The 19,200-nt window shown below is 40.5% G+C and carries 25 protein-coding genes; 6 read left to right on the top strand and 19 right to left on the bottom strand.

The window, feature by feature from the left end:
* Positions 1-3: 3 nt before the first annotated feature.
* The 6 genes from yqeK to AA980_RS13485 are packed head-to-tail and all read right to left on the bottom strand — an operon-like array spanning position 4 to position 3,915.
* A complete protein-coding gene (gene yqeK, locus AA980_RS13510) occupies positions 4-570 on the bottom strand; it encodes a bis(5'-nucleosyl)-tetraphosphatase (symmetrical) YqeK (protein WP_024029936.1) in 567 nt (188 codons plus the stop codon).
* The gene (locus AA980_RS13505; protein ID WP_024029937.1) at positions 560-1,129 is read right to left on the bottom strand and encodes a nicotinate-nucleotide adenylyltransferase; all 570 of its coding nucleotides are present in this window, start codon (positions 1,127-1,129) and stop codon (positions 560-562) included. The genes yqeK and AA980_RS13505 overlap by 11 nt, the downstream gene beginning before the upstream one ends.
* 20 nt (positions 1,130-1,149) lie before the next feature.
* Positions 1,150-1,440, bottom strand: a complete 291-nt coding sequence (gene yhbY / locus AA980_RS13500) for a ribosome assembly RNA-binding protein YhbY (RefSeq protein WP_024029938.1) — start codon at positions 1,438-1,440, stop codon at positions 1,150-1,152.
* Positions 1,434-2,273, bottom strand: coding sequence for a shikimate dehydrogenase (aroE, locus tag AA980_RS13495; RefSeq protein ID WP_024029939.1), 840 nt, complete (start codon positions 2,271-2,273; stop codon positions 1,434-1,436). The genes yhbY and aroE overlap by 7 nt, the downstream gene beginning before the upstream one ends.
* A gap of 16 nt (positions 2,274-2,289) precedes the next feature.
* Positions 2,290-3,396 (bottom strand): ribosome biogenesis GTPase YqeH, encoded by a 1,107-nt coding sequence (gene yqeH, locus AA980_RS13490; RefSeq protein WP_024029940.1) that lies wholly within the window; start codon positions 3,394-3,396, stop codon positions 2,290-2,292.
* A 3-nt stretch (positions 3,397-3,399) separates the two neighbouring features.
* The gene (locus AA980_RS13485; protein ID WP_024029941.1) at positions 3,400-3,915 is read right to left on the bottom strand and encodes a YqeG family HAD IIIA-type phosphatase; all 516 of its coding nucleotides are present in this window, start codon (positions 3,913-3,915) and stop codon (positions 3,400-3,402) included.
* Positions 3,916-4,304: 389 nt separating this feature from the next.
* On the opposite strand from AA980_RS13485, the gene sda reads away from it, so the two are divergent.
* Positions 4,305-4,445, top strand: coding sequence for a sporulation histidine kinase inhibitor Sda (gene sda, locus AA980_RS13475; RefSeq protein ID WP_024029943.1), 141 nt, complete (start codon positions 4,305-4,307; stop codon positions 4,443-4,445).
* A gap of 17 nt (positions 4,446-4,462) precedes the next feature.
* Here the strand turns inward: sda and AA980_RS13470 are convergent, their stop codons facing one another.
* The gene (locus tag AA980_RS13470) at positions 4,463-5,269 is read right to left on the bottom strand and encodes a phosphatidylserine decarboxylase (protein ID WP_024029944.1); all 807 of its coding nucleotides are present in this window, start codon (positions 5,267-5,269) and stop codon (positions 4,463-4,465) included.
* 121 nt (positions 5,270-5,390) lie between these two features.
* Between AA980_RS13470 and pssA the strand changes: the two genes are divergently transcribed.
* Both pssA and sigK read left to right on the top strand, forming a co-directional pair.
* Positions 5,391-5,930, top strand: coding sequence for a CDP-diacylglycerol--serine O-phosphatidyltransferase (pssA, locus tag AA980_RS13465; protein WP_024029945.1), 540 nt, complete (start codon positions 5,391-5,393; stop codon positions 5,928-5,930).
* Between the two features lie 153 nt (positions 5,931-6,083).
* A complete protein-coding gene (gene sigK / locus AA980_RS13460) occupies positions 6,084-6,800 on the top strand; it encodes an RNA polymerase sporulation sigma factor SigK (RefSeq protein ID WP_024029946.1) in 717 nt (238 codons plus the stop codon).
* 14 nt (positions 6,801-6,814) lie between these two features.
* Here the strand turns inward: sigK and AA980_RS13455 are convergent, their stop codons facing one another.
* Positions 6,815-7,789: a F510_1955 family glycosylhydrolase gene (locus AA980_RS13455; protein ID WP_024029947.1), complete on the bottom strand. Its 975-nt coding sequence runs from the start codon at positions 7,787-7,789 to the stop codon at positions 6,815-6,817.
* Between the two features lie 181 nt (positions 7,790-7,970).
* Here AA980_RS13455 and AA980_RS13450 point away from each other — a divergent pair, with 181 nt between their 5' ends.
* Together AA980_RS13450 and AA980_RS13445 are read left to right on the top strand one after the other, a co-directional pair.
* Complete coding sequence (locus tag AA980_RS13450; RefSeq protein WP_024029948.1) at positions 7,971-8,159, top strand: hypothetical protein; 189 nt, start codon at positions 7,971-7,973, stop codon at positions 8,157-8,159.
* 118 nt (positions 8,160-8,277) lie between these two features.
* Positions 8,278-10,080, top strand: coding sequence for a M3 family oligoendopeptidase (locus AA980_RS13445; protein ID WP_024029949.1), 1,803 nt, complete (start codon positions 8,278-8,280; stop codon positions 10,078-10,080).
* A 422-nt stretch (positions 10,081-10,502) separates the two neighbouring features.
* Here the strand turns inward: AA980_RS13445 and AA980_RS26400 are convergent, their stop codons facing one another.
* The 7 genes from AA980_RS26400 to AA980_RS13425 all read right to left on the bottom strand — a co-directional run bounded on the left by AA980_RS26400 (position 10,503) and on the right by AA980_RS13425 (position 14,886).
* The gene (locus AA980_RS26400) at positions 10,503-10,643 is read right to left on the bottom strand and encodes a YrzI family small protein (protein WP_024029950.1); all 141 of its coding nucleotides are present in this window, start codon (positions 10,641-10,643) and stop codon (positions 10,503-10,505) included.
* 27 nt (positions 10,644-10,670) lie between these two features.
* Positions 10,671-10,814 carry a YrzI family small protein gene (locus tag AA980_RS26395; RefSeq protein WP_024029951.1) on the bottom strand — a complete coding sequence of 48 codons (144 nt, stop codon included), beginning with the start codon at positions 10,812-10,814 and terminating at the stop codon, positions 10,671-10,673.
* Between the two features lie 31 nt (positions 10,815-10,845).
* Entirely contained in the window at positions 10,846-10,986 is a 141-nt protein-coding gene (locus AA980_RS26390) for a YrzI family small protein (RefSeq protein WP_024029952.1), read from the bottom strand.
* A 474-nt stretch (positions 10,987-11,460) separates the two neighbouring features.
* On the bottom strand, positions 11,461-12,594 hold the full coding sequence (locus AA980_RS13440) for a bifunctional cystathionine gamma-lyase/homocysteine desulfhydrase (protein WP_024029953.1): 1,134 nt from the start codon (positions 12,592-12,594) through the stop codon (positions 11,461-11,463).
* A gap of 1 nt (position 12,595) precedes the next feature.
* Positions 12,596-13,519, bottom strand: coding sequence for a PLP-dependent cysteine synthase family protein (locus AA980_RS13435; RefSeq protein WP_024029954.1), 924 nt, complete (start codon positions 13,517-13,519; stop codon positions 12,596-12,598).
* Between the two features lie 18 nt (positions 13,520-13,537).
* Positions 13,538-14,233, bottom strand: a complete 696-nt coding sequence (mtnN, locus tag AA980_RS13430; protein ID WP_024029955.1) for a 5'-methylthioadenosine/S-adenosylhomocysteine nucleosidase — start codon at positions 14,231-14,233, stop codon at positions 13,538-13,540.
* Positions 14,234-14,247: 14 nt separating this feature from the next.
* Positions 14,248-14,886: a class I SAM-dependent DNA methyltransferase gene (locus AA980_RS13425; RefSeq protein WP_024029956.1), complete on the bottom strand. Its 639-nt coding sequence runs from the start codon at positions 14,884-14,886 to the stop codon at positions 14,248-14,250.
* A 186-nt stretch (positions 14,887-15,072) separates the two neighbouring features.
* Between AA980_RS13425 and AA980_RS13420 the strand changes: the two genes are divergently transcribed.
* The gene (locus AA980_RS13420) at positions 15,073-15,276 is read left to right on the top strand and encodes a DUF2536 family protein (protein ID WP_024029957.1); all 204 of its coding nucleotides are present in this window, start codon (positions 15,073-15,075) and stop codon (positions 15,274-15,276) included.
* 63 nt (positions 15,277-15,339) lie between these two features.
* Here AA980_RS13420 and AA980_RS13415 read toward each other — a convergent pair whose 3' ends face one another.
* The 4 genes from AA980_RS13415 to udk all read right to left on the bottom strand — a co-directional run bounded on the left by AA980_RS13415 (position 15,340) and on the right by udk (position 19,199).
* Complete coding sequence (locus tag AA980_RS13415) at positions 15,340-16,020, bottom strand: YrrS family protein (protein ID WP_024029958.1); 681 nt, start codon at positions 16,018-16,020, stop codon at positions 15,340-15,342.
* A 73-nt stretch (positions 16,021-16,093) separates the two neighbouring features.
* Positions 16,094-17,857, bottom strand: a complete 1,764-nt coding sequence (locus AA980_RS13410) for a peptidoglycan D,D-transpeptidase FtsI family protein (protein WP_024029959.1) — start codon at positions 17,855-17,857, stop codon at positions 16,094-16,096.
* Between the two features lie 75 nt (positions 17,858-17,932).
* Complete coding sequence (gene greA / locus AA980_RS13405) at positions 17,933-18,409, bottom strand: transcription elongation factor GreA (RefSeq protein WP_024029960.1); 477 nt, start codon at positions 18,407-18,409, stop codon at positions 17,933-17,935.
* A gap of 154 nt (positions 18,410-18,563) precedes the next feature.
* Positions 18,564-19,199, bottom strand: a complete 636-nt coding sequence (gene udk / locus AA980_RS13400) for a uridine kinase (protein ID WP_034724708.1) — start codon at positions 19,197-19,199, stop codon at positions 18,564-18,566.
* Position 19,200: the final 1 nt, after the last annotated feature.

Here is a 19,200-nt window from a genome sequence, read left to right as displayed (position 1 = left end):
TCATCAAGCCTCCAGTTTATTAATAAGGTCATTGTAGGTGTAAAATGTATCCGGAAATACCTTTTGATTCTTCTTCAATAAAAAAAGAATCGTATTTTGCACTGCTTTTATTAATGCTTGATCTAAATTTTCCTTCGCCATCGCTCTGACTTCATCAACGCCGGGAAAATGCCTGCCTGGTTCAATATAATCAGCTAGATAGATGATTTTCTCAAGCAAAGACATTCCAATTCTTCCCGATGTATGATAACGGATAGCAGCTAAAATTTCTCTGTCTGTGATGCCTGCTTCCTTTTCCACTAGGAAAGCTCCAACCGGCGCATGCCATAATTCAGCATTAAACTCGAGCAAATCCTGCGGAAACCCTTGGTCAGCAATAATTGCTTTCATTTCATCTTTCGAACGAAATTTCGCATAATCGTGAAAAATCGCCGCCAGTTCCGCCTTTTGCTCGTCTGCACCGTACTGCCTCGCCAAGAGAACCGCTGTTTCCATTACCCCTAACGTATGCTGATAGCGATGCTCTGTTAATTGTTCCTTGACAATCTTTAACGCCTCTTCACGTTCCATATAATTGATTCTCCTCGATATAGTGGATAACCGAATCTGGCAGTAAATAACGGACCGTCTTACCGCTTGTCAACCGCTCTCTAATCATACTGGATGACACATCCATTGCCGGTACGTCCACATAAAGAATCGGATAATCGGTTTGAAGGCTGTAGGCAGGCCTTTCCACCCCAACAAATTGGACAAGTTTTACTAGCTCATCAATTTTGTGCCATTTAGGCAAATACTCAATCATATCCGCCCCAATGATAAAGAAAAATTGATAGTCCGTATATTCGGCATTCAACATTTTCATTGTATCAACGGTGTATGATAGACCTACCCGATGTAGCTCGATCGTTTCAATTTTAAAAGCTGAATTCCCCTGAATAGCCAGCTTCAGCATTTGAACACGCTGTCCATTCGTAACCGATCCTGTTTTTTGCTTATGCGGCGGCTCCCCATTTGGCATGAACCAAATTTCATCAAGCTTTAGTGCAGCAAGAACTTCATTAGCAATCAAAAGATGTCCGTAATGCGGAGGATCGAACGTTCCCCCCAAAATCCCAACTTTCTTCATGCTTTCGCCATCCTTTGCTCTTATGGAAGTTTGATTGTTTTCTTTTCCACAGACTCTTTATAGAGAACAATGATATTACCAATGATTTGCACAATATCCGCACCAGTACCTTCTGCTAACTGCTCGGCAACTTCGGTTTTATCTTCTTCACAATTTTGCAAAATGCTTACTTTAAAAAGCTCTCTCGCTTCTAGCGCATCTGCTATCTGTTTAATCATATTCTCGTTTACGCCGCCTTTGCCTACTTGAAAAATCGGATCCAAGTGATGCGCCTTTGAGCGTAAAAATCGTTTTTGTTTACCTGTTAACATGTTTTTCCTCCTAGTTGTTGCAAAACATTTTCTCTCATTCTTTCCACATCAGGAAAAATTCCAGTCCATTTCTCAAAGGCAAGCGCCCCCTGATAAACGAACATATCGATTCCGTTTTGGATTTTTGCTCCTTTTATACTTGCCTCACGTAAGAATTGCGTTTCCAACGGATTATAAATTATATCACAAACCATGGACTTATGACTTAAATTGCCCAAATCCAGTGGCTGTTCAGCGATTTTTGGCGACATACCAATCGTCGTCGTTTGAATAATTAAATTATATTCCGCTAATTTTTGATTTGCCTCAGCCAAAGACAACGCCCTTGAGATATTTGTATACGGACAATCCTCAATAAGTTTCAAAGCGGTTTCCAGCGTACGATTCGCGATGTCAATTGCCTGCGGATTCTCCCTGGCTAGAGTGAAATAAATCGCCCGTGCGGCACCTCCAGCCCCTATTACTAATATCTTTTGACCCACTGCACTGGGTACGTGTGCGTGTAAACCTTTTAAGAAGCCAGGACCATCCGTATTATAGCCAATCAATTTGCCGCCTTCATTGACCACCGTATTGACCGCTCCGATACTGGCGGCTAATTCATCCACCTCATCCAGCAAGGGAATAATTTTACTCTTATGCGGTACGGTGACATTAAATCCTGCTGCACCAATCGCTTTCAAGCCTTTGACGGCATCGTGTAAATTCTCGCCTTTTACTCGAAAGGGAAGATAGTGCGCATCTATTTGATAAAAGGAAAATAAATCATTGTGCATGATTGGAGACATCGAATGCTCGATTGGATCTCCTAATACCGCGAATAGCTTCTTCACTTGGCTCTCCCCACCATTATATTAATGATTTTCTAATTAACGTTTGCACACCCTTTGGTACGTAAGCCGCCACTTTTACCCCGGGCTCATTGACAGTTATCCAGCCAAGCCCTGAGAAAACAATATCCGTTTTCGCTTCTTTTACGAAAAATTCTTGTTTCACCAGCTCCGGAAATGAGTCCAATTGTTCCGGCCGCGGCGGTGTCAGTAATTCCCCAACATGCTTATCATAAAGCTCTGCTGCATTTTCGGTTTTTGTCCGGTGAATATTGATTTCATTAGAAACATAACAAACAAACGATCGTCTGCCGCCGCTGATATAATCGAACCGGGCCAAACCGCCAAAGAATAAGGTTTGTCCTTCATTTAATTGAAACACCTTTGGCTTAATTTCTTTTTTAGGTGTAATAATTTTCAAGTCCCGTTTATCAACAAAATGCGCCATTTGATGATGGTTGATGATTCCTGGAGAATCAATCAATGATTTCTCATCGTCAAGCGGAATTTTAATGATATCCAGCGTCGTCCCCGGAAAATGGGAGGTCGTAATCACATCTGCTTCCCCGGTTACTTCCTTAATGATTCTATTAATAAATGTAGATTTCCCGACATTGGTACAGCCGACTACATAAACGTCTTTGCCCTTACGCAATTCGTCAATGGCTCCCGCTGTTTCTTTCACATTTAGCCCTTTAGCCGCACTGACGAGAAACACCTCTTCCGGCTTTAATCCCAGTTGCTTTGCTTCATGCTTCATCCAGTTTATTAACTTGTTATGCTTAACGGACTTCGGCAATAAATCAACCTTATTGCCAACCAGCAGGACTTTGTTTTTACCAACGAAGCGGTGCAAGCCCGGAAGCCAGCTTCCATTAAAATCAAAAATATCAACAATCATCACGACAAGGGCGTCTGTCCTGCCAATCTCATTTAATATTTTCAAAAAATCATCATCTGTTAAATTAACATCTTGAACTTCGTTGTAGTGTTTTAAACGAAAACACCGTTGGCAAATAATCATTTCCTTTGCTAATGCCGAAGCAGGTGCATAGCCAATCATTTCCGGGTTTTCAGTTTGGACTTTTACACCGCAGCCCATGCAAATATCTAGTTGTTCACTCACAGCTTAATCCTCCCATTGCAGCATGCCTTTTTTGCGGAACCAGTTTAAGATTCTTCGTTCCGCAAAGCGATTAAATTTTGTCCAGAAGCCATCCGTTTGCGCAACCGGCACAACAAGGATGGTATGAAATCCGCTTCGGTTGCCGCCGAGGACATCGGTTAATAATTGGTCCCCGATAACAACAGCTTCTTCTTTTGTAATCCCCATTAGCGAAATCGCTCTGCGAAAGGCCGGTGCCATTGGCTTTTTTGCCCGAAAAATAAACGGGATTTGAAGAGGGTCAGAAAAAGCCTTCACTCTTTCTTCATTATTATTAGAAACAATTGTGACAAGAATATTATGTTTTTTTATTTCAGCGAACCATTCAATCAATGCAGGAGTTGCATTGGGGCGGTCCCATTCTACTAACGTATTATCCAAATCGGTAATGATCCCTTTAATGCCTCTTTGTTTTAATTCTACAGGAGATATATCCAAAATGCTTTTTACATGTTCATTCGGTAAAAATTGTTTTAACACTAAGCTAACACCTCATTAATTCTAAATAAAATCGACTCTTTGAAAGAGCCACTTACTTGTAACATCATAACCAATTTCACCCTTTGTTTCAAAGAAAAGCGAATGAAAATGACAGTTTTATGAAAAGCAAAAAATATTTTTCGACAAATCTCTACTTTATCATGACCTGTGGATAACCTTATTAACATTATACCCATTGAATCATTTACATTTTCTAACTTTACAAACAATTTAATCACAAGTTATCCACTAGAACCTGTGGATAATTGGAACGATTGTTCTCTAGGTTTAAATTTGGTAGATTTAGGGTACACCAATTGAACGTACTACTATATGATAACATTTCAGCAAATAGAACCCTTTATTTCTAATTGGAGGTGAATCCTGACATGCGGAAACTGTCAGATGAATTATTAATTGAGTCCTATTATAAAGCAAGAGAGCTTAATTTAAGCCCGGAGTTTATTTGTCTCATTGAATCTGAAATTCAGCGGCGGTCTTTATTCAATAAAATTAAGCGGTCTTCATAATCTTCTTACATCGCCCTTTAAGGGCTTTTCTTTTTGCCCATTTCTTTCATTAATAATCCAATCTTTTCTCCAACTCTGATTTCTTTTGGGGTTTGTATTTCTGGATCTATTTGGAAAGTGTTTTTTTCGAATAATAAAACGACTGTTGACCCAAAACTAAAATAGGCCATTTCACTGCCCTTTTCCAATTTCGTCCCCGTATGTGTTGTTTCGATGGAATTAACAAACATGGCGCCAACCTTGACAATGGTTACATGTCCAAACTCCGTTTTCACTTCCGTCATGACACGGTAATTCTTTGCCAGTGTTCTAACTCCGTACTTTACCCCCCATTTATTAACAGGATACGATTTCTTTCCCAGCGTCCACTGTTTAGTGACATCGCCATCAACGGGACTATGAATTCGATGATAATGACTTGGGCTTAAATAAAGAATTAAGTATGTACCATTTAAATACTTTGTTAACAGTTCTTGATTTCCAAGCATTTCTTCAATGGAATAGGTCTTTTCTTTTACAACGATTTCACTTGTTTCTCTAATTTGACCCACATCTTCGATAACCGCATCTACCGGACTAACAACAGAGTCAACCGTTTGATCGATTTCACGCGCTCCTTTTCTTAACGTGCGAATAAATAAATCGTGAAGCGTGGGATATTCAGACAAGCCCTTCTCCATTTCTTCTTGGTTCAAATGATAAACTTTTGCAAAAGAAGGTACGATGAATCGACTGAGCCGCGATCGGGCAAATCCCTTTAAAACAACGGATGTCCACTTTCCATTCGTTAACTCAATCAAAAGACGATAAACAGTTTGTAACATTGAAAGACCCCCAAATAGTGTAAAAATACTCTTTACGAAATGACATAAAACCCTTAGAATTAAATAGAATAAAACAAGGAAAATTATTCCCCCTCGGCTAAAAAAAGGAGTGGTTTGGAAAATGTTTTTATTGGATGTATTTGATCAGACAATTAAAAAGCTTAAATCACAAACAGCCAATTTGATAACCTTAGCAAATTTATCTTTAGGCGGATTTGCGATTGTGTTTGGACTTAATGGAAATTTAAGACTAAGCCTGCTGCTCATTTTTATTGCCGCCTTAGCAGACCGGTTCGACGGAATGATTGCCCGAAAGTTTAATATCGAATCCGAACTTGGCAAGCAATTAGATTCCATGAGTGATATTATATCATTTGGAGTGGCACCAGCACTATTACTATACCAAGGAATTTTAAATGAATTTGGCGGACCTGGATCATTTTTCACAGTTTTTTACATCGGCTGTGGCGCATTTAGATTAGCGAGGTTCAATATTACCGAAAGCAATGGATATTTTACCGGTTTACCGATTACCGCAGCCGGGTGTTTGGCAACCCTAAGCTTCTTGGCCATTCCCTACGTTCCATCCCAAACGTTCTTATTCATTATTATCATTCTATCATTCCTAATGGTTAGTTCCTTTAAACTAAAAAAAGTATAAATGGTAAGAAAAATGACCTGCTTATGCGAGATCTCGGTGGTCATTTTTTTTTGCATTCCTTAAATAAAATTTTCTGGACAGACACAATTTCCCGTTTTTTTCATAGGAATTATTAATAGGCTTGAGTCCTAAAAAAGACGGGGGTGGGTTTTTATGTCTGGAATTTTAACAGCACTCGGTTATTTAGTGAAAGAATTCCTTTTTCTTGTTTCCTATGTAAAGAATAATGCCTTTCCGCAACCCCTATCTGCTGCAGAAGAAAGAAAATACTTACGGTTAATGGCAGAAGGGGATGCGCATGCCCGAAATATGCTAATTGAACACAATCTGCGACTCGTTGCACATATCGTAAAAAAATTCGAAAATACCGGCGAGGATTCCGAGGATTTAATCTCAATTGGAACAATCGGTTTAATCAAAGCGATTGAGAGTTACTCAGAAGGAAAAGGAACGAAGCTTGCTACCTATGCCGCACGATGCATTGAGAACGAAATCCTGATGCATTTGCGCGCGCTTAAGAAAACGAAAAAGGATGTTTCCCTGCATGACCCAATCGGCCAGGATAAAGAGGGGAATGAAATATCGCTTATTGATGTCCTTAAATCAGAATCTGAAGATGTCATTGATACCATCCAACTTAACATGGAACTAGAAAAAATTAAAAAATATATTGAAGTCCTTGATACCCGGGAAAAGGAAGTCATTATTGGCCGCTTCGGCCTTGATTTGCAAAAAGAAAAAACACAACGGGAAATTGCCAAAGAACTCGGGATATCAAGAAGCTATGTATCAAGAATTGAAAAGCGCGCCCTAATGAAAATGTTCCACGAATTTTACCGCGCCGAGAAGGAACGGAAGAAAAAAGGATAAAAGAGCTGAAGATATTACTCCAGCTCTTTTTTACCGTCTTTAAGGAGATTGCGCCAATTTTTGCCACCATCTGAGGATTCATATAAATCATTTTTATAAGTAGTGAATGCCATTTGATTCGTGTTTTTTGGATTAACTGTTAAATAAGTAATCGGATTATCATAATCTAAAAATGGAAAAGCGATGCTCGTCTGTTCTCCCGATGCAGGATTTATCGTCTTTAATAAAATTTTTTCGTTTTCCACACTGGAGAATAGAATGGAATCTCCGATAAACGTGAGCGCAGTAACCATAATTGGGTCGGTTATCAGCTTCATTGTGTTTCCGTTATCGGTTGAATAATAAATCCCTGACCTTGTGGACATAGCCATTATCGCACCATTGTTTGGGTGCACTGCCATCATTCCAAGTGAATCCGCGTTGAAATCCTTAAATGCACTCTTTTTCCATGTGCCGCCGTTATCTGTTGAGTAATTCACGCCTAAGCTTAAGGCATCATTCGGCTGTTCACTAATCACATACAGCCCGTTGCCAGAAAAACTAGACGCGGTGAAGTGAAAATTCGTTTTGCCATAGAGGGCTAATTTTTGTAGTGTATTCCCCTTATCAGTACTTTTGACTAAACCTAATGGGTCTGAAAAGCCTGTCCCTTTTTGCGGATGTCCGCTCGATAGAAATCCGGATTCGAGCGCTTGGAAACCAATATAATCATGTTGATTGGTTGTTGTTTTGGTCCACTTTCCATCATTGTACATTTTCAATCCGTCATTTGCCGCCAGATAAAGCGCATTGTCATTTCCAGGGTAGCCAATGCCGCGAATATTTTTTACCTTAAACGATTTTGCCTCAACAATTTCAAAATTCTTAATTGTTTCAGCCTTATTTTCTTGATTAGTTTTTTTGTTATCCCCGCTTTTATTTGAGCAGCCTGAGGCGATTAATAATATTCCTGAAAGAATCGCTATCATTAGTTTTCGTTGAAGCTTCATTTTTTTCCCCCTAAAAACATATATGGCGTTTCACACTACCATAGACAATCGAAGTTATCCATCCACTTATACCGCAGTCCCCTTCCGATTGTCAAATAATTGCACTGGGTAAAAGCTTCAGCCTATAAAAGTAATCTAACAGGCACATACCCTGTAATAAATGATAAAGGGGGGAATCCTGATGACTTACGGTTATCCAAATTCTTTCGGTTGTCCAGCACCCTATCCTGCCTATCCTGCCTATTCTGCGTATCCTGCATATCGTGCTCCATATGCCCTCAGTGCCGGTGTATGGATTGCAGTCATAATCGTACTCTTTATTCTATTGTTTATCTTCGGAGCCTGGTGGTGGTATACCAGTTTTTATTAAGAACTTTTACGGCTTATGCACTTCTGCATAAGCCTATTATTTCGGAAACCGTAAAATATAGAGTTTTTCGAATGGTTACATTATAATAAAATTGTACTATAAAAAGGGGGTACAAAGAATGACAGCAACTACATATTCAGAGGTTTGGGATCTAGACGTTTTTTTTAAAGGTGGCAGCGATTCTCCTGAACTACAGAAACACCTTATTAAAACTGAAGAACTGATTCAAAATTTTGAAGCAAAAGTTAACAACTGGACACCCATTAATTCACCTAATGACGCCAATTACCTGCAAGAGTTACTAACGGATTTAGAAGTCGCCGCGAAAAAACTAATTCAGGCTGGAGCCTTTGTCGGCTGTTTACTGGCGCAAAATACTGAGGATAAAAAGGCCTATTCACTTGACGCGAAAATCACCAGTTTAAGTGCTGGCTTCCAGACAGCACTAGGTTCATTAGATAATTTACTGACATCAATTGATGACGGTGTTTGGCAGCAGCTAGTAACCGTAGAACCTTTAAAGGAGCTCGCCTTCGTGTTAACGGAAAGCCGCGAAAAAGCCAAGGAGAAGCTCTCTAAAGAGGAAGAGGCCTTAATCAGCGCTCTTGAAGTGGACGGCTATCACAGCTGGGGACAACTATATGACTTAATTGTCAGCAAAATCAAAGTTTCTTTTACTGAAAATGGCGAGGAAAAACAGCTTTCTGTCGGTCAAGCACATAACAAATTCTCCAGCTCTGAACGCGACGTCCGTTCAGCAGTTTTTAAAAATTGGGAAAAAGCTTGGGGAGAGCAGGCAGATTTCCTGGCAAAAACCTTAAACCATCTGTCCGGTTTCCGTTTGAATGTTTATAAAAAAAGAGGTTGGGAAGATGTCTTGAAGGAACCGCTCAGCATTAACCGGATGGAGAAGGAAACCCTTGAAACAATGTGGGCTGTCATTTCTGAAAATAAGCAGAAGCTCGTTCAATATTTAGAGCGTAAAGCAAAGCTCTTGGGTCTTGAAAAGATGAGCTGGTTTGATTTAGATGCACCATATGGCAATACAGAATCAAAGGTGTCTTATCAAGAAGGCGCAGAATTTATTGAACAGAACTTTGCTCACTTCGGCGATAAGATGGCTGCTTTTGCGAAGATTGCGTTTGAAGACCAGTGGATTGAGGCGGAGGACCGCCCTGGAAAAGCACCTGGAGGGTTCTGTACCGGTTTACCTGAGAGTAAACAATCCCGTATCTTTATGACATACTCCGGGACACCATCTAATGTATCTACACTAGCACATGAGCTGGGGCATGCGTTTCATTCTTTTGCCATGAGAGATGTTCCGTTCCTTAACTGTAATTATGCGATGAACGTCGCCGAAACCGCTTCGACCTTTGCGGAAATGATTGTCGCTGATGCAGCGGTAAAAAATGCTAAGGATGAAGAAGAAAAACTCGTTTTATTAGATGACAAAATCCAAAGAACAGTCGCCCTTTTAATGAATATCCACGCCCGGTTCCTGTTTGAAACACGTTTTTATGAGGAAAGAAAGCATGGTACTGTGACTGTAGAAAAATTGAATGAATTGATGCTTGAGGCGCAAAAGGAGGCTTACTGTGGTGCTTTAGAGGAGTACCATCCATTATTCTGGGCATCGAAGCTGCATTTCTTTATTACCGGTGTTCCATTCTATAACTTCCCATATACCTTTGGCTATCTATTCTCCCTCGGTATTTATGCCAAGGCATTAGAGGAAGGTAAAGGCTATGAAGAAAAGTACATGGCCTTGTTGCGGGATACGGCATCAATGACTGTAGAGAATCTGGCAGAGAAACATTTACAAGTGGATCTAACCCAAAAAGACTTCTGGGAAAAAGCTGTTCACATCTGCCTTGATGATATTGATGAATTCTTAGAATTAACGAAAGATAAAAAATAAACATATTAAAGCATCGGCCGTGACAAATGGCCGATGCTTCTTTTTTTGTTATTCTACTGTTATTTCAGAAATAATTACGCAGCCAATCGCCCCGGTGATAATTAAAGCCATCACAACCATGAACATATTCTCCACCCCTTAGGTTTATCCTGCTACTGCTACTTCTACTTTGAATTTATCATATTTTCACAGTATCAATCTTAGGGAAAAGTGAACATTTTGTTAACAAACATTTTTATTTTCTAGATTTTGCTTTAAAGATAAGCGATAAAAATAAAATATGCAGTGGCATGTTTTTTACCTCCTATTCAACTTCTTTACTAGGTGGTATCCTTCGAATCCCAGAGACTAGCACCCCGACCTTGCATTAGAAAAAACAACATATTAAAAACCACCTTTCTTTTTTGCAAATTTTAAAATCCTTACATGAAGCGGTGCATGGAGACTTGACGATCTTTGTTTTGTTCATAAAGCCTTTCAACCATTTCTTGGTGTGCAGCTTCTTGAATGTTCATTCTACGTTTATTAATCGTTATCGTTAAAAAGAATATATTAAGAGTCATTTTGATTCACTTCCTTTACTTAAAGCATTAATACATGAAATGCTGCATCGAAATTTGGCGGTCTTTGTTTTGTTCATAAAGTTTCTCAACCATTTCCTGTTGCGCTGCCTCTTGAAGGCTTACTTCTCGTTTTTTAAAGGTGATCGAGAAAAAGAATATATTTAAAGTCATTTTGATTCACTTCCTTTCACTAAAGCTCCGATTACATGAAATGATGTACGGAAATTTGACGGTCTCTGTTTCGCTCATAAAGATTTTCAGCAAGTTCATTTTGAACAGCATCTACAAGGCTTGCTTGACGTTTTTTAATGGTAATCGAGAAAAAGAATATATTTAGGGTCATACCTGCCACCTCCTTAAAAGGATTTTCTTTCGTTTTTCTGTTCAGCAACATTTACAATTTATGCAAGCCATATCCATTTTGCCTGTAAAAAGGGCACAAAAAGGCCGCAAGAAGAAAAGAGTCCCCTTGCGGCCGGTCATTTTTTGGACACAAAAATACCGCAAGGCGTCATTCTCCCTGCGGCATGGATATGTATTGTAACGTTAAGCTAAGCAATCCATTCCAGTCTGGTCGAATGCGTGATATTCAAATATACAGTTTTCATGACAGCGCCAGACGCAATTGTAACTAAATTCATTTTCTTCGACCCCCTTTTGGAATTTTTTACTTACAAGGGTAATTATATCCACATATCGGTACTTTGTAAACCTTTTTATTCAAACTTTTTAAAAAGATAATAAAATAGCCCTTAAAATAGCAAGGGTGTCAGGCACCATGTGAATTTTTCACATGGCGCCTGACACCCTATCATTGCTATTCTAATGCCTGGGCTAAATCCTCAAGTAGATCTTCAATATCTTCAAGGCCGACGGAGATGCGGACTAAGCCGTCTGTGATGCCTAGTTCTGCCCGCCGTTCTGCTGGTATCGAGGCATGTGTCATTCTTGCCGGTACAGAAATTAAGCTTTCGACTGCACCGAGGCTTTCTGCTAATGTAAAATATTTCACTTTGCTTAACAAGCGGTCTGCATTTTCGGCACTGCCTACATCGAACGAAACCATGCCCCCGAAGCCTCTAGTCTGTCGCTTAGCTAACTCATGATTCGGGTGTGTCTCAAGGCCTGGGTAGAAAACCTTTTTCACAGCAGAATGGCCTTGTAAGAATGCCACAATTGCCGCTGTATTGGATTCCATTTCTTCCAAGCGAATCCCTAATGTCCGCATTCCACGAATTAACAGCCATGAATCCTGCGGCCCCAATATACCGCCAGTGGAATTTTGAATAAAATGAAGTTCTTCAGCCAGTTCCTTGCTGTTAACAACCGCTAATCCTGCAACAACATCGCTGTGGCCCCCAAGGTATTTTGTTGCACTATGAAGGACAATATCAGCACCAAGCTCAATTGGATTTTGCCAGTACGGAGTAGAAAAAGTGTTATCTACGATTGTCAATAAATTATGCTCTTTCGCAAGCTTAGCGACTGCCTTAATATCTGTAATCTTTAATAACGGGTTTGTAGGTGTTTCTAAATGAATTGCCTTCGTATTTGCTCTAATTTCACGTTTAATATTCTCTAAGTCTGTTGTATCAACAAATGTAGAGTCAATTCCTAAGCGATTCAATACCTTCGTCATAACCCGAAATGAACCGCCGTAAACATCATCCGTCAAAATAACGTGATCACCGCTGTTAAATAGCATCATTACAGCAGTCATCGCCGCCATCCCGGAGCCAAATGCAAATCCAGCTTCGCCACCCTCAAGGTCTTTAATCAGTTCTTCCAGTGCGTTCCTCGTCGGATTGCCGGTGCGCGAGTATTCAAAGCCTTTGTGTCCTCCGACACCCTCCTGCTTATACGTACTTACTTGATAAATCGGAAAAGAAACCGCTCCTGTTGCTGGATCTTCACTAATGCCCCCATGAATCAATTTCGTTTTTCTTCTCATCCTAAATTCCCCCCTCAAAGATTTTTTTGCTTAAGTATCGTTCACTGCCGTCTGGAAAAACAACAACGATGTTGGTGCCAGCCTTAGCTATTTCTGCCTCTTTGAGCGCCGCATAAAAAGCTGCTCCGGAAGAACTGCCTACAAGCAGCCCCTCCTTAGCCGCTAATTCCTTGACGAGGTGAAAGGCATTCTCGTCGCTAACGGTGTGAATTGCATCAAAATAGATAGGCTCCATAAACGGCGGCAAGAACTCCATGCCAATTCCCTCTGTTTTATGCGGGCCAGGTTCACCGCCATTTAAAATCGAACCTTCAGGCTCAACAATGACCGTTTTTATTTGTTTTTCTTGTTCTTTCAAAAAACGGGCAGTTCCCATGAATGTACCACCTGAACCTGCTCCTGAAACAAAAACATCTAACTCACCTTCAAGTTGATCCCAGAGCTCAGGTCCTAATGTTTTATAGTAGGTCGCAGGGTTTGCCGGGTTGGCGAATTGCTGGGGACAATAAGAACCGGGAATTTCTGTAAGCAGGGCTTCAGCTTTTGCAATCGCCCCTTTAATTCCTAGCTCCGTTGGTGTATGAACGATTTTCGCCCCAAGCGCTTTCATGATTTCCTGCTTTTCCATGCTGAATTTTTCCGGCATACAAAAAATGACCTGTACCCCTTTATTGATGGCTGCAAGCGCCAAGCCAATTCCGGTATTTCCGGCAGTCGGCTCAATTACCGTCCCGCCCGTACGAAGTTTCCCACTTGAAAAGGCTTCACGAAGCAGTTCCATTCCGAGCCTGTCTTTGACACTTCCCCCTGGATTCATGAACTCCAATTTGGCAAAAATACGAACACCCTCAGGCAATGAAAACTGGGTAATTTCAACGATTGGTGTGTGGCCAATTAATTCATGAACATTTTTGTAGACCTTCATTTCTCCACCCCTGTTAACCTAACGTAAGTCTGCTACCATTTTCATAACCAATGTAGCAGAATTAGTTGCTGCTTTATCAATAAACTGATCAAACGAAAGTTCGGATTCTTTTCCGGCTATATCAGAAAGCGAACGAATAATCACGAAAGGAACGCCAAAGCGATGAGCTACTTGCGCAATTGCAGCGGCCTCCATTTCAACCGCTTGTAACTCGGTAAATTTGGAACGGACGAAATCAACACGGACTGGATCCTCCATGAAAGAATCGCCGGTAACAATCAAGCCCTTCACGATTTGGAAGTTTTCTAATTCATTTGCCGCTGCTTCTGCAACTGCCATTAATTTTTCATCGGCTACAAAAGCTGCCGGCAGCTGTGGAACTTGACCATATTCATAGCCAAATGCCGTTACATCGACGTCATGATGACGAACCTCTGTTGAAATTACAGCATCTCCGACATTAAGTGCTGGATTAAAGCCCCCTGCTGAACCGGTATTGATAATGTAATCAGGCTTATATTTTTCAAGCAGGATCGTCGTCGACATGGCGGCATTGACTTTGCCAATTCCTGAACGGAGGAGAATCACTTCCGCACCATGCATGGTTCCAAACGTAAATTCGCATCCCGCTACTGTTTCTTGTGTTTGATTGTCAATATTTTCTCTTAGTAATTTAACTTCTTCTTCCATTGCTCCGATGATGGCGATTTTCATAATTTGACCTCTTTCTACTGTTTTACGGCTTCGAATAACCAGACAAAATCGTTGAATTGTTTAAAGGTAACGCTAAAACGGTTTTCTTCTAAGATATTTGTTAAAAACGGAATCGTTGTATAATATTCAGTTTCCAAATCTTTTGCCAGGTTAAGATAGCCTTGATGTTTTGCTTTTTCGATCGTTTGATTATAATCTTTCGCAGATTCAAACATCGTATCCGCAAACACTATTCTACCACCTTTTGAAAGCAGGCTGCCATAGTGAGTAATAGCGTTTGCTTTTTCGTCATCGGTGAGATGGTGGAAGGCATAGGTGCTGACAAAGGTATCAATATTGTTTACCTTTGGAAACTGAAGAAAATCACCGTCTAGAAGAACTGCATTATTGCCAAGCTTTGCTTCAGCAATTTTCCTCATCGGAGGAGATGGTTCAATTCCAGTAACTCTAAGCCCTCTCGACAAGAGCTTTTGTGTCAAATTTCCTGTTCCCACGCCAAATTCTACTACATGACCAACGGACTGGTCGGCCACGGCAGCTAATATTTGCTCATACTTTGAAAATACTTCTTTATATTCTATATCATGACCAATGACGGTATCATCGTAAGAATCAGCCCATTGCTCAAAAATATCTAAAAATTCTCTGCCCATAAAATCAGCCCCCAAATATAAACGCATAATTCCTATGAGTATACTATGAATTAATTTAAAACAATGTTATCACACTTCACAATTTGGAACAAGGGGATAGGCACATTGTCCCAAAACTTTTAAACAATTCCCGTTGCTAGGATTTAAAGAAATAACTAAAATGGAAGTATGGAAAGGATGATTTAGATGAATTTTCAATTTGACTTAATTGAGGATAAAGTGGAATTTTTCGAAGCTAATAATCTTAAAACCTTGCAGAAAAAGATTGAGGCACAAATTGATGAAAACAGAACCATCTTGCTTGGGGTACATTCGGTCTCCCACCAAATGCACGTCAATGAAAACGGACAAACCTACTTTACGGCTGTAGTTCATTTTAAAAAGAAATAAGGACAAGGGGTTAGTCCCCATGTCCTAGTTCTTTTGAAACAAGGAGCCTGCCCCTTTGTCCCATTATCTTTGCAATTCTGCTAGTTCTTCGACTTTGGTTGGCATCCAGCCTTGGCCGTCGACCCATTTTATATAAACTTTATATTTTTGTGTTTTATCCTTGGAGTGGACGGTTCCGATTGATGCGTTGGTGGTTGATTTGTCACTGCCCAGCCAAAAAACCGTCATGTTGCTCGGATCTAATCCGGTTGCATAGGAAATAGCATTCAACATCTCATCCCAATCTGTTCCGCTATAAACTGGGGTATGATTGCCTGTTTGTGATGTTCCAACTGGCTTCCAGCTCGGATTTTCGATGGTTTTTAGCACATTGGAAGATGTGCCCCCATCAGACACGACGGCCTGCGAATCATCCGGCTTTTCCGGTGTGGTTGTCTCCTCGCTTGGTTGGTCTTCCGCCGCAGTATCATCTGATGAGCTGTCATCTTTTTTAGTTTCCTCATCTTTTTTGGCGTTCTCGTCTTTTTTCTTATCCTTAACCTCTTTATGTTCGGTATCCTTTTGTGCTGTTTTTGGGCTTTCCTTCTTTGGTGCTGCCTTGTCATCCCCTGATGCAAAAATATTGTATGCGACAAAAATAATTAACAGAAGTACAACGATAATTAAACCATTTAATACGATATTCGTCTTCTTTCTTTTCGCACGATATCCAGAACGCGAATTAGAATTAAAATCATTACTCAACTATATCACTCCTAAACATAAGGCTCTCAATATTTTAACATGATTTGCAGAGAACTTGAAGGGAAAACCTTTTTCACTGTTCCTTTCCATGATCATTTTCATACAGCATCTTGACCATATCGGCAAACAACGGATTAACCCCGCCCTCCGAATCCAGCACATCCAAATTAACAGCTACCAACGCATATTTGGGATGTTGGTAAGGAAAATAGCCGGCAAACCATTTATTATGCAATTGTTTACCATCTTCATATTTTCCTGTTTCCGCGGTACCCGATTTTCCTGCAACATCGTATGGCAAATTATTAAACCACCTTCCCGTGCCATTGGGGTTAAGGACGACTTCTCGCAGTAGCTTCTGCAGCTTCATGGCCGTAAAAGGAGAAATCATTTCTCCTTTTAAGTTTTGCTCGGGGAAATCAACCATCGTTGTCCCATTTTTATACTCAATTTTCGAAACCGCCCTGACCATCTCTTTTTTACCGCCTCTGGCAATCGTCGCCATCATATTGGCGACAGATAAAGGAGTCGCACGCACTTCATTCTGACCAATTCCCGACATCGCTACAAAATTTGCATCTTTTCGGGCTTCATCTGTCAAAAACACCCTGCCTTTATCTTCGTCAGCAAGCTGCTTGAAATTGCTTGTATGATAAACTTCCCCCTGCCAGCCGTTAATGCCTGTCAGTGACAATTTAGCCGCATAATCCTCTAACATGTGAGAATCTATTGTTTGCAGTTCTCTTGCCAGCTCGCCAAACGTTCGATTACAGCTTCTCGCAAAGCTATTGGTAAAATCAAGCATTCCATAATCGTATGTTAGTTCCGGCTTGCCATTGATTTTTTTACTGCAATCAAAAAGCCGGGCGGGGTCGGCAAGATTATGATCGATGGCTGCCGCGGCAACAACGGTTTTAAACACTGAACCGATAATCTGCTGTTTTAACATCCGATTGGTAATTCCTGCACTGCTATAGGGGTCCTTTTTATTCAACATTGGCCGTGACACCATCGCGAGCACGCTATTGTCCTCAATATCAAGAAGCACTAAACCGCCTTTTTTTATCTGATACTTATCCACTAAATCCTCCGCTTTTTGCTGGAGGCTTTTATTAATCGATGTCCGCACATTTACAGGATAAAACGGGTTCGCCGGGTCGACATACTTAACATTGATTCCGAATAGCGGTGCACCGCCGCCATCTACATGGTAAACAAGCTTTGATTTTCCTTCAGGGAGCAGGAATTCATCAAAGCTTTCTTCAAGCCCGGAGACACCTAAGAGTGTTTTCTCCGACAGTTCTTTATTCGGGTAACGTTTCTTTAATTCTTGCGGGTTTTCACCCGTCAGACCAAGTAACTGCTCCGCAGGTATATCAGATCGTTCAAACTTTTTTTCGATTGCAAACACACCGGGTATTTTCAAGTCATTGATTTGTTCCATTTGTGAGGCCGTCAGCGCACGCGGTTCCGGGTCGCCAAAAGCAAACGGCTTTTTTGCCGCTTCTACTGCCGTTTGCAGTACTTGAACCGATATCCCAGAAATAGCAGACACCTTTTCAATCTCCCAGTCGATTTTTTTTAAAAATGGAAATAGGACCAGTACGGACACCTTTTTATGGGTCAGCATATCCCCGTTGCGGTCGAGAAAGTTCCCTCTGCCATTATCGATTACCAGCTCTTGGGTTCTTTGTTTAACACTTTCCTCGAGTAAATTGACATTATGTTTTGAAAAAGTTTCCGTCTCAATTAATTGAATTTGTATTAAACGGATTAACAACAACAGCAAACCAGTTATACAAATGAACAGCCAAAAAAGTGCCCGTTTTCTCCACATAAAAAACACCTCGTCAAAAGTTTTGACGAGGTTTGTAAATTTCAAACAATATTCAAATGAATAATATTATTTCAATTATTTAATGCTAACGATGCGGACGCTCATTTCACCGCCTGGCGTTTGAACGGAAACTTGATCGCCAACTTTCTTACCTAATAAACTTTTCGCTATTGGTGAATCGTTGGAGATTTTCCCTTCAAATGGATCGGCCTCAGCACTCCCAACAATGGAATACGTTTCTTCGTCACCATCTGGAAGCTCAACAAAGGTTACCGATCTGCCTAATGCAACGGAATCGCCTGTCATATCGCCTTCTGAGATAATTTTCGCATTGCGAATCATATTTTCTAAGGTTGTAATTCGGCCTTCAACAAAAGCCTGCTCCTCTTTCGCGGAATCATACTCGGAGTTTTCCGATAAATCGCCAAAGCTTCGCGCGATTTTAATTCTTTCCACCACTTCTTTACGCTTCACTGATTTTAAATACTCAAGTTCCTGAACTAATTTGTCTTTTCCTGCTTGTGTCATTGGAAATACTTTCTCAGCAGCCAAAATCCTCACTCCTTCTAGTCTTCACAAATCCCCATTAGAATTGTGTATGTAGTGTATGTAGGTTTTATGCAGATTACGCATAATATATAGCAGCGCGTCCTTGTTACATAAGGGCGCGCAACTAAATATTTATTCCTTATCTTTTGCTATTGTGTCATAAAAATGATTTTTGTTCAAGAATTGTTTGAATTTTTGTGACCATTAAATCGATGGCAACATGGTTTTGCCCGCCCTCTGGAATAATCACATCAGCGTATCGCTTCGTAGGCTCGATAAATTGATTATGCATCGGCCGAACCACATTTAAATATTGGTCGATAACCGAATCAAAGCTCCGCCCGCGTTCCTTAATATCACGCGTCATGCGGCGAATAATTCGTAAATCAGCATCGGTATCAACATACAATTTAATGTCCATTAAATCACGAAGCCGCTCGTCTTCAAGCACCAAAATTCCTTCCAAAATAATTACATCCTGAGGTTCAACCTGAATAACCTTTTCTGAACGGGTATGAATCGAATAATCATAAACCGGTTTCTCAATTGCCTCATATCGCACCAGCTTTTCAATATGTTCAATTAATAAATCATTATCAAAGGCCAGCGGATGATCATAATTTGTTTTTAATCGTTCTTCAAACGGCAAATCACCTTGATCCTTATAATAATAATCCTGTTCTAATACTAAAATAGAATGATCCTTCAAACTTTCATAAATCGCTTTTGTTACACTGGTTTTGCCGGAGCCGGAGCCACCGGTGACACCAATAACAACAGGTCTCTGCATCATG

Source organism: Neobacillus vireti (assembly GCF_001026695.1).
Classification (GTDB): Bacteria; Bacillota; Bacilli; order Bacillales; family Cytobacillaceae; genus Neobacillus; species Neobacillus vireti.
This window is presented reverse-complemented; position numbering and strand designations above follow the sequence as displayed.

Bases quoted from the DNA above. Each gene is read 5' to 3' on its own strand.
- yqeK (WP_024029936.1), bottom strand. From the start codon at position 570: ATGGAACGTGAAGAGGCGTTAAAGATTGTCAAGGAACAATTAACAGAG.
- AA980_RS13505 (WP_024029937.1), bottom strand. From the start codon at position 1,129: ATGAAGAAAGTTGGGATTTTGGGGGGAACGTTCGATCCTCCGCATTAC.
- yhbY (WP_024029938.1), bottom strand. From the start codon at position 1,440: ATGTTAACAGGTAAACAAAAACGATTTTTACGCTCAAAGGCGCATCAC.
- sda (WP_024029943.1), top strand. From the start codon at position 4,305: ATGCGGAAACTGTCAGATGAATTATTAATTGAGTCCTATTATAAAGCA.
- AA980_RS13470 (WP_024029944.1), bottom strand. From the start codon at position 5,269: ATGTTACAAACTGTTTATCGTCTTTTGATTGAGTTAACGAATGGAAAG.
- pssA (WP_024029945.1), top strand. From the start codon at position 5,391: ATGTTTTTATTGGATGTATTTGATCAGACAATTAAAAAGCTTAAATCA.
- sigK (WP_024029946.1), top strand. From the start codon at position 6,084: ATGTCTGGAATTTTAACAGCACTCGGTTATTTAGTGAAAGAATTCCTT.
- AA980_RS13455 (WP_024029947.1), bottom strand. From the start codon at position 7,789: ATGAAGCTTCAACGAAAACTAATGATAGCGATTCTTTCAGGAATATTA.
- AA980_RS13450 (WP_024029948.1), top strand. From the start codon at position 7,971: ATGACTTACGGTTATCCAAATTCTTTCGGTTGTCCAGCACCCTATCCT.
- AA980_RS13445 (WP_024029949.1), top strand. From the start codon at position 8,278: ATGACAGCAACTACATATTCAGAGGTTTGGGATCTAGACGTTTTTTTT.
- AA980_RS26400 (WP_024029950.1), bottom strand. From the start codon at position 10,643: ATGACTCTTAATATATTCTTTTTAACGATAACGATTAATAAACGTAGA.
- AA980_RS26395 (WP_024029951.1), bottom strand. From the start codon at position 10,814: ATGACTTTAAATATATTCTTTTTCTCGATCACCTTTAAAAAACGAGAA.
- AA980_RS26390 (WP_024029952.1), bottom strand. From the start codon at position 10,986: ATGACCCTAAATATATTCTTTTTCTCGATTACCATTAAAAAACGTCAA.
- AA980_RS13440 (WP_024029953.1), bottom strand. From the start codon at position 12,594: ATGAGAAGAAAAACGAAATTGATTCATGGGGGCATTAGTGAAGATCCA.
- AA980_RS13435 (WP_024029954.1), bottom strand. From the start codon at position 13,519: ATGAAGGTCTACAAAAATGTTCATGAATTAATTGGCCACACACCAATC.
- mtnN (WP_024029955.1), bottom strand. From the start codon at position 14,233: ATGAAAATCGCCATCATCGGAGCAATGGAAGAAGAAGTTAAATTACTA.
- AA980_RS13425 (WP_024029956.1), bottom strand. From the start codon at position 14,886: ATGGGCAGAGAATTTTTAGATATTTTTGAGCAATGGGCTGATTCTTAC.
- AA980_RS13420 (WP_024029957.1), top strand. From the start codon at position 15,073: ATGAATTTTCAATTTGACTTAATTGAGGATAAAGTGGAATTTTTCGAA.
- AA980_RS13410 (WP_024029959.1), bottom strand. From the start codon at position 17,857: ATGTGGAGAAAACGGGCACTTTTTTGGCTGTTCATTTGTATAACTGGT.
- udk (WP_034724708.1), bottom strand. From the start codon at position 19,199: ATGATGCAGAGACCTGTTGTTATTGGTGTCACCGGTGGCTCCGGCTCC.